General features: G+C 45.0%; 5 protein-coding genes. All 5 read left to right on the top strand.

Annotated elements, in window-relative coordinates; translation table 11 throughout:
• Positions 1 to 179 precede the first annotated feature (179 nt).
• Complete coding sequence (locus I2H74_RS14995) at positions 180 to 4,709, top strand: polysaccharide lyase family 8 super-sandwich domain-containing protein (protein ID WP_195575016.1); 4,530 nt, start codon at positions 180 to 182, stop codon at positions 4,707 to 4,709.
• Between the two features lie 74 nt (positions 4,710 to 4,783).
• The gene (locus tag I2H74_RS14990; RefSeq protein WP_195575251.1) at positions 4,784 to 5,746 is read left to right on the top strand and encodes a sugar kinase; all 963 of its coding nucleotides are present in this window, start codon (positions 4,784 to 4,786) and stop codon (positions 5,744 to 5,746) included.
• Positions 5,747 to 5,812: 66 nt separating this feature from the next.
• The gene (locus I2H74_RS14985; protein WP_195575014.1) at positions 5,813 to 6,487 is read left to right on the top strand and encodes a bifunctional 2-keto-4-hydroxyglutarate aldolase/2-keto-3-deoxy-6-phosphogluconate aldolase; all 675 of its coding nucleotides are present in this window, start codon (positions 5,813 to 5,815) and stop codon (positions 6,485 to 6,487) included.
• A gap of 280 nt (positions 6,488 to 6,767) precedes the next feature.
• On the top strand, positions 6,768 to 9,305 hold the full coding sequence (locus I2H74_RS14980; protein ID WP_195575010.1) for a glycosyl hydrolase family 95 catalytic domain-containing protein: 2,538 nt from the start codon (positions 6,768 to 6,770) through the stop codon (positions 9,303 to 9,305).
• 242 nt (positions 9,306 to 9,547) lie between these two features.
• Positions 9,548 to 10,279, top strand: a 732-nt coding sequence (gene kduI, locus I2H74_RS14975; protein WP_229106742.1) for a 5-dehydro-4-deoxy-D-glucuronate isomerase, incomplete at its 3' end; no start/stop codon positions are given.

The following is a 10,279-nucleotide window of genomic DNA, read 5'->3' as shown; positions in this document are numbered from 1 at the left end:
GTTGATGAAGCAACGAAAATTATTAATGAAAAAGAGAACAAGTAACGCTTAGTAAGCAACGAATGGAATGGCAATCAAAACTCTATCGAGGCGTCTCTACACTCCATACTGATGAAAGTGTCAATAGTGGGAATGGAGACGCCTTTGATTTGATGTAATCATGAGATGGAGGAAGAGCTGTGAAAAGAATACTAAGTTTGTTGCTAGTCGTTACGATAGTGTTCATGCTGTTGCCTGTTGGTACAGTTGAGGCGATGTCATCAACTACGGGTAATTGGCAGCAAGATGTGAACATGCTAGCAGTCGGAGAGGACAATGAGAACTCTAGCAGTGTAAATGACAATAGTAGTAGCGATAGTAATGGTCAAGCAGAGGAGAATATGCTAGGAGATTTCGATAATATCGTAGATGCTCCTCCTCAAGCGATTGCTAGTGCTAATCTAGTTCCGAATGGTGATTTTGAAACGACAGAAGCAGCTAATGGCACTTGGGTTCAATATACCGATATGAACCCTGTACCCGTTAGTTGGGATACATGGATCCCGATAGGTTCTGGTAAACCGGCCAACAGAACAGTCACTTTGACACTTGATAAAGATACTCAATATAGAGGTGAACAATCGATACTGATTGATGCTTTCAAAACAAGCCGAGTATCTCTTAATGTAAAGGCACCTGTTGAAGCCGGGAAATCGTACCGCTTGCAAGTGTGGTATAAAACCGAAAATATTGAAGGTGGCAGCGGCGTTTATTACCGTACTTCTGTTCAGAATTCTTCTGGATCAAAATTAACAGATGGACCTGGATCATCTAAAGTGTATGGTACGAATGATTGGACGATGCAGCAAGTCTTTATAACAGTGCCATCTGAGGGTGCTAAATTTTTTATCGAAATGTTTTTAGAAAATGCCACAGGTAAAGTATGGTTTGATAACCTCATTCTTGAAGAATATAACGGCATCACGGGGTTAACGCTCGAACCGTCGTCAATGATGATGACGGCAGGTGATACGAAGTCTCTTAAAGTAACCCACACGCCAAATAATCTGCAATCTCCAGAAGTAATATGGAGTTCTAGCGATGAGAACGTGGCTACTGTTGATCATGTTGGTCATGTAACAGCAGTTGCTGCAGGTGTAGCCACCATTACTGTTGCTACAAAAGACCAGTCGATAAAGGCGCAAAGTATCATTGGGGTAGATTCCGTTGAAACAGCAGGTGCTTACAGCGAATTGCGTGAACGCTGGAAGCAGAAATTAGTTGGTATTGAAGACGACAATCTTGCTGCTGACCCCGATATTCAAGCAATCGTAACGGCGTTGGATAATCGTGTATCCAATGAAGATCAGAGCGGATATTTTGATACTCTAAATAAGGATGAGAGCCGTACATCCTTGTGGAACGATCTTACCGATAACGCCGATACGAAAGAGCAGCATGCCAACAACATCAATACCGAATTTAATCGTATTAAAACGATGGCCATTGCCTATAACACGAAATATTCCAAATTCTATAACGATAAAGCATTGCGGGATGCAATCGTAAGTGCCCTAGATTGGATGTACGCTAATCGCTATCATGAACGCTTCTCTTACGGCTCCTCCAGCAGCTGGTGGGGGTTTGAAATCGGTGCACCGCAGCTATTAAATGACTGTTTAATTCTGATGTATGATGAATTGAACGATCAGCAAATAAGCAACTTTATGCGGACAATTGATAAATATTGTCCTGATCCAACAAAACGGGTCCAAAATAGCACCGTTACCGAGACTGGTGGCAATTTGCTGGATAAAGCAATTGTTGTAACTTTGCGCGGCGTAATTGGTAGAAACAGCGCAAAAATTACACAAGGGCGGGATTCCATTGGTTCAGAATTCAATTATGTCACTACAGGCGAAGGCGTATATGAAGACGGCTCGCTAGTACAGCATACAAACATCGCTTACACTGCTGGATATGGCGCAGTCTGGCTCGGCCGCACGGCGGACATGACTTATTTGCTTAACGCTTCACCATGGCCTGTGACCGACCCGCGTGTCGCTCATGTTTACAAGTGGGTGAGCGATGTGTTTGAACCAGTTATTTACAAAGGCTTATATATGGATATGGTTAACGGACGTGGGATTTCCAGAATCAGTTCAGGTTCAGCTCGCAGTACGATTGTAACCTTAGCATTATTGGCTGAGGGCGCTCCGTCAGAAATAAGCGCAAATATTCGCAGTATGGTTAAGGAATGGGTACGCAAAGATACATCTTTTGAAAATTATTATGAAGGCTTGCCGATGTTTAGTGTGATGTTGGTGAAGAATGTGATGAACGATGATACTGTTGCAGCGCGCGGTGAGCTATCACGCAGCTATATGCTCAATGGCATGGCTCGTGTTGCGCATCACCGCCCAAACTACGCTTTGGGGCTAAGCATGTTCTCAGACCGTATTTCTGCCTTTGAAATGGGTAACAAAGAAAATTTAAAAGGTTGGTATACCGGTCTTGGCATGACTTATATCTACAACGATGACTTATTGCAATATCGCGATGGATATTGGCCAACGGTTAATAGTTTCCGCTTACCAGGCACGACGACTGACGGTTCTGGAGAAGGAAAGCGCCCAGGCGAATGGGCAACCTATTACAATACAAAAAGTCATGTTGGCGGTGCGACATTAGATCATTTATATAGCGTAAGCGGCATGGATTTTTCATTAAGCAAATTAACTGGTAGTAATTTAAGCGGTAAGAAATCATGGTTTATGTTTGATGACGAAATCGTGGCTCTCGGTACTGATATTAATAAAACTTCTGCCGCAACAAAAACAGTAGAAACGATTGTAGATAACCGCAAGTTGAATAATCGCGGTGATAACGCATTTAGGATTAACGGCGAACAGGTGTCTACAGAATTGACTACTGAAACAAATTATGACGATGTACATTGGGCGCACCTGGAAGGAGATCGTGAAGGTTCGGGTGCGGATATGGGCTATTACTTCCCAACTAACCCAACTCTGCATATAGTACGCGAGGCGAGAACAGGTTCGTGGTATGAAATTAACGAGAGTCAGTCGAAAGATCAATTGACGCGCAACTTCGCCAGCATTTCTTTTGATCATGGTTCCAATCCAGAAGCAGCCCGTTACGAATATGTGTTGCTTCCTGGTAAGACAGCGGAACAAACACGAGCTTATAGTGAACAATCAGCTGTAGAAGTGTTGAGTAACACATCAACCGTACAGGCTGTGGGCAACAAGCAGCTTGGCATCACTGCTGCGAATTTCTGGAGTGCAGATACCGTTGGAAGCATCCGTGCTAAATCCGCGGCTGCAGTCTTGATGAAAGAAGACAATGGTGAAGTGACTCTTGCGATATCCGATCCAACGCAAAAGCAGAGCATAGTGACGATAGAAGTCCAACAACCGAACCTGACATTGCTTACTGCAGATACGGGGATGAAAGTTACGCCGATAGAAGGTGGAGTTAGCATTGAAGTCAATACTTCGGGCTCGATAGGCAAGACGTTCACTGCGACATTTGATCTTGGCAAAACCTACACCATAACTGTGGAAGGAGTAACAGCAGATAAACAAACTGCTAAGAAAGGTGAAATTGTAACGGTAACTCTGGATCCCCCTGCAGGTAAAAAGTTCGACAGTTGGGTTGTAACACCAACAGATGTGACATTAGCCCAAGATGCAGCGAACATCGATAACTATACGTTCATCATGCCAGATGAAGCAGTTACAGTAGTAGCAACATATAAGGATGAATCACCAGTAGAAGGAGCTGCACCTACTTGGCCGACAGATGCACAATTAGCAGCTTCAAGCGTTAGCCAAACGAATCTAATGCTTTCATGGACAGCAGCAACGGATAATACTGGTGTAGCAAGCTACAAGATTTACAAGAATGGAATAGAATTTGTTTCATTACCAGGCAAGATCACTAGCTATAAAGTCAGTGGTCTTTCAGCTAACACAAGCTATAACTTCGAGGTTAGAGCAGGCAATGCTGCTGGAATATGGAGTAATGGTCTAAGTGTAACGGTAAAGACTGAAGAGTACTATCCGAATGGCGGATGGACGCCGCCAACGGATCCAACTGAGCCAGCGAAGCCTGTTGATCCGACTGAACCAGAGAAGCCTACTGATCCTGGAACTCCTAAAGTAGAATGGTCTGATACCGCCAATCACTGGGCTATGGCCTCCATTGAAAAATCAGTTGAACTTGGTTTTGTCAACGGCTATGAAGATGGAACTTTCCGACCGAATGCTTCTGTAACACGCGGTGAAATTTCAGCAATGCTGGCCAGAGCGTTAAAGTTGAACCAGATAGATACAGCGTTTAGTTTTAAAGATCAAAATACGACACCAGTATGGGCTCAGCCATTCATCAATGCCCTTGCTAAGGCTGGTTATACTTCAGGATTTGAAGACGGTACATTCCGTGCGAATAACGATATTACACGAACAGAAGTCGTCGTCATGATTGTACGTGTGCTAGGACTCGAACTAAATCCAAATGCAGATCTGATGTTTAATGATGCAGATCAAGTGCCAGCATGGGCTAAGCCTTATATAGCGGCTGCAGAAAAAGCAGGTCTGATAAAAGGAAATGGGGACGGTACATTTAATCCTATGACTTCTACGACCAGAGCTGAAGCAGTTACGATGATTCTAGCTATGTTAAGTCATATGGAATACACGAAATGATGGAATCAATTTATGAAGCGGCAAACGATATCATGCTATGTATGTCCGATAGATTGAAAGAGATGGTGAAGGAAATGAATAATCGAAGTTCACATCCGGAAGTGGTCACCTTTGGGGAAAGTATGGCCCTATTGATCGCCGAGGGAGGAAAAGGTCTTGAATACACATCGAATCTGACGCCATCCTTTGGTGGAGCTGAGACGAATGTAGCGATCGGTTTGTCAAGGCTTGGACATTCCGCAGGCTGGTGCGGCCGGCTTGGAGATGATCCGTTCGGGCATCGGATTTATAAGATGGTACGGGGAGAAGGCGTAGATGTTACACGAACTTCATTCACAGATGAAGCTCCAACAGGTCTTATGATTCGAGAGAATGCGGCTGGAAGAAGCACGGTTTATTATTACCGCAAGCTATCTGCGGCGAGTAAAATGGCGCCGGAGCATTTGGATGAGGAATATATTGCCGGAGCAAAGATTTTGCATATTACCGGGATCACACCTGCGTTAAGCACATCCTGCGCGGAGACGGCAGCAGCAGCTATGGACATCGCGAAGCAGCACGGAGTCAAAGTGAGCTTCGATCCGAATTTGCGCTTAAAGCTATGGGATGTCAAGGCGGCCCAAAAGGTTCTTCTGCCTTTGGCGATGAAAGCGGATTATTTCTTGCCGGGATTAGATGAATTGAAACTGCTGTATGAGACGGAATCGGTGGATGAGATCATTACCAAGCTCAGTGAGTTGTCCGCTGTAAGCATTATTAAAGGTGGCGAGGACAAAACCTATATTCTGGAGAACGGTAAACGATCAGCGGTTCCTTACTATAAGGTTGATCGTGTATTCGATACGGTAGGAGCTGGCGATGGCTTCTGCGCCGGATTTCTAGCTGGTTTGCTGCGGGAGTATAGCGTTGAGGAAGCGGTTCGTCTCGGTAATTTGATCGGATCGCAGGTAATCCAGACAGTTGGTGATTGGGAAGGTCTCCCTAGTAGAGCAGAAATCGAGCGATTGCTTGCAGGTAAGATGCATATCGAGCGATAAGGGTGTTTTGTGAACAGAGATGAACATCCGATTACATGAAATAGTGATGGGTGAGGAGAAAACGATATGAAGAAAATGCAGCTTATTCAGAAGATTGTGCAGGAAGGTGTCGTTGCAGTACTTCGCGGAGAAACAGCAGAAGAAGTTGTTGCAATGGCTGAAGAAGCGATACGCGGCGGAATTAAAGTGATAGAGATTACGATGACAGTGCCGTTTGCGTTGAAAGCGATTGAGCAACTAGCTCAAACCTATAAATGGAATTCATCGGATGAATCTACTTATGCAATTATTGGCGTAGGAACCGTGCTGGATGCTGAAACGGCACGCGCGGCGATTCTTAGCGGCGCCCAATTCGTAGTGTCCCCTTTCCTTAGCGCTGAGACGGTAACCTTGTGTAACAGATATCGTGTACCGGTGATGCCAGGAGCGATGACCATCAAGGAAATGAATGAAGCCCTTGAGCTAGGAGCCGATATCGTTAAGCTGTTCCCAGGAAATTTGTACAGTCCATCCGTTATTAAGGCGATAAAAGGTCCACTACCTCAGGCTAACATTATGCCAACCGGCGGTGTGTCACTGGACAACCTTGGTGAATGGGTGAAGGCCGGAGCGGTAGCGGTAGGGATCGGCTCCGATTTGACAAATGAAGCAGTGAAGAATCAAGATTATACGTTGATTCGGAAGAAAGCAGCCGCTTATGTCAATGCCTATCGCCAGGCCAAAGGAATGCGACAAATTTGAAATAATATACACGGATCGGACGAGTCATCATACATGAATCGTCCGATTTTTTTGTACAGCATGTCCTGTAATAAAAGTGACGAGTATAGGTTGTTACATGATTCGAATTGATTATGATGGAAACAGCTGAAGTGTGCAATATGTCAATAAACGACACATACAAGGTCATAAAAGTGCATCTTTTTTAAGATTGAATGTCGTTATAATGGAGCGAGATGGATCATGAGAACAGTGTACAAGCTCTTGCACATTATTCTTTGATGAAATGAGGGTAGTCGTAATGAACCATATAAATAATGAAATAAATGAATGCAACTGCAATAAAGAGAGCAAGTATTATTTGCTTGAGCGGACAGCGGCAAAACAATGGACAGAGGCGTTTCCAATCGGTAACGGGCGCTTAGGAGGCGTTGTATATGGGGGTATACATCGTGAACAGATTCAATTGAACGAAGATTCGTGTTGGTATGGGGGGGCGAAGGATAACGTTAATATGGCTGCGCAAGCGGCATTGCCAGAAATCAAAAACTTGCTGCTGCAAGGTCATGTCAATAAGGCAGAGAAGTTAGTACTGTCGCAAATGACTAACATCCCCCAATATTTCGCTCCCTATCAGACATTAGGAAACTTGGTCTTTGATTTTGATATGAATACAGCATGTAATGAAATCAATCATTATTGTCGCGAATTAGATTTGGATAATGCTTTGGTTCAAGTAAATTACGAAGTGGAACGCCTAGATAAGGGAGGAGCGGCAACTAAGGCAACGGGTGAAGTTCAGAATGATGCAATTCAGTACAGCCGCGAGATATTTGCGAGCGCTGCTGATCAAGTGTTAGTAATCCGGATGACAACGACTGATCCATCTGGCTTAACCTTTATGGCTAAGATCGATCGCAGACCGTTCAATGGTGAATTTATCAACACAGATGAGGAACAAGCTATCGCTATGCAAGGTCAATTGGGAGCAGACGGCGTACGCTACGCCGTTGTGTTGCGGGCTGCAATTGAAGGTGGACGGTGTCAGGCGGTGGGCAATTATCTGGATATTCGCCATGCAAGTGCGGTCACTATTATTGTAGCGGCGCAGACTTCGTTTCGCCATGACGATCCCCAGGCTGTTGCTTGGCAACAAGCGAAACAAGCAGCAAAAGTGCCGTATGCGACATTGAAGCAGCGGCACTTGGATGATTATAAGCCACTGTTTAACCGTGTGACATTGGATTTGGAAACGGAGGAAGGAGGAAGAACTAAGCCACAGAAGCAGATTCCTAGACAGCAATGCTTGTCCACGTCGCAGCGACTGGAACGATACCGGCAAGGTGCAGCTGATAATGGACTGGAGGCGCTGTTTTATCAGTACGGGCGTTATTTGCTGCTTGCCAGCTCCAGACCAGGTACGCTGCCAGCTAACTTGCAAGGGATATGGAATGACAGCTTTACGCCTCCGTGGGAATCAGACTATCATCTAAACATTAATTTGCAAATGAACTACTGGCTTGCCGAGACGGGGAATTTAGCGGAATGTCACTTGCCGCTATTTGATTTTATTGAACGTTTAGTTATCAGTGGACGCCAAACCGCGCGCAACATTTACGGTGCACGCGGATTTGTTGCACACACAAGCAGCAACCTGTGGGCGGATACAGGTATTTACGGCCAATATGTGAGCGCCAATATGTGGCCTATGGGCGGCGCTTGGATAGCGTTACATATGTGGGAGCATTATGGTTATAACGGCTCGCTTTCGTTCTTGCGTGAGCGGGCATATCCCGTGTTGAAAGAAGCATCGTTATTTTTCTTAGACTTTTTATATGAGCTGCCGTCCGGGAAGCTGGTGACCGTACCATCACTATCTCCAGAGAACTCGTATCGTAGTGAGCAAGGTGAAGTCGGGGCGCTATGCTATGGTCCTTCGATGGACTCGCAAATTTTGTATGCATTGTTTACAGCATGTATCCATGCTGGAGATCTGCTGCAACGGGATGCGGAAGGAAAGTTGGAACAAGGTATCAAAGAGGACATTGAATTGTTGGAACAGTTGCAGCAAGCACGCAGTAAGCTGCCACAGCCACAAATCGGCAGGCATGGACAAATGATGGAGTGGGCAGTTGATTATGATGAAGTCGAGTTGGGACATCGCCATATCTCTCATCTATTTGCTTTGCATCCTGGGGAACAGATTATTCCTCATCGAAGCCCTGAACTTGGACAAGCTGCTAAATTCACGTTGCAGCGGCGCTTAGCCCATGGCGGCGGACATACGGGCTGGAGTCAAGCGTGGATAGCAAACTTCTGGTCAAGACTGGATGAAGGCGATCAGGCGCATTTAAGTTTACGCAATCTATTAAGCAAAGCAGTACATCCTAACTTGTTTGGTGATCATCCTCCATTCCAAATTGATGCCAACTTTGGCGGAGCAGCGGCGACGCAGGAAATGCTCTTGCAATCCCACGGAAATGAAATCCGGTTGCTGCCGGCTTTGCCGCCCGCGTGGCAGCAAGGCTATGTTACAGGCTTGCGTGCTCGCGGCGGATTCACCATTGATATGGTTTGGCAGGCAGGCAAACTGCAACAAGCGCAAATAACGTCTACGCTTGGAAATCCATGTGTCCTATATAGTAAGGTTCCGCTTGCTTTTAGTACTGGCTGTACTTGTAGTAGAAATGGAGAGCATACAGATGAGCGATGGAAAGATAAGGGGTGTGATATAAAGCATGACGAGTCATCATTGGAAGTGGCAGTCACACAGCCTGCGCCACATACGTATCAACTGGATATCCCGCTTGGAGCTACGGTGACAATAGGCATAGCGTAGTTCAAGCTTCATTGAGGCTGGGATACCATCGAGCGAGTATACGACGTGAAATGATTAACGATGAAGAGATGAAGCACAACAGGCCAAGAAGTCAAAATTGTGCACGAACTAGCAAAATAATTAACTTACTCTTGTTGGGTACATTCACTATGATAATAGTAGATTTAATATCGAGTGTTCGTACTATCATTGTGTTGATTCCTAGTCTATGAAATCGGGAGGAGCTAGAAAAAATGCAAACTATGGAGACGCGCTACGCATATGCGCCACAATCGATCGCACGCATGACAACAGAAGAATTACGCAAGGAGTTTTTAGTGGAGCAGGTGTTTGTATCTGGTGAAATTCGCCTGACTTATTCGCATAATGATCGTTTGATATTTGGGGGTGTTACACCAGCAGAACATCCGTTGGAAATAAAGCTCAATAAAGATTTAGGTGTTGAGTATTTTCTGGAGCGCCGTGAACTAGGTGTCATTAATATCGGTGGTCCTGGTTTTATTACGATTGATGGTGTACGTGAATCGATGAACAATCAGGATGGCTATTATATCGGAAAAGAAACGAAAGAAGTGCTGTTTGCTAGCGCAGATGCTAGCAATCCAGCGAAATTTTATATTGCTTCTAGTCCGGCTCATCATAAATATCCAAATGTACGAATTGCCATTGATAACATCAAGCCAATGGAAACTGGTGCTGATAACACACTGAATAAGCGCAAAATTTATCAGTATATTCATCCGAATGTATGTCAGTCCTGTCAGTTGCAAATGGGATATACGCACCTAGAAGAAGGCAACGCTTGGAACACGATGCCATGCCACACACATGAGCGTCGTATGGAGGCGTATGTATACTTCGATTTGGAAAGTGACAACAAGGTATTCCACTTCATGGGCAAACCGGATGAGACGAAGCATCTCGTTGTCGGCAATGAGCAAGCGATTATCAGCCCAAGCTGGTCCATTCATACC

It is taken from the genome of Paenibacillus sp. 1001270B_150601_E10 (assembly GCF_015558675.1).
In the GTDB taxonomy this organism is placed as follows: domain Bacteria; phylum Bacillota; class Bacilli; order Paenibacillales; family Paenibacillaceae; genus Paenibacillus_B.
The sequence above is the reverse complement of the archived record's forward strand: the minus strand, read 5'-3'. Positions and strand labels throughout refer to the sequence as shown.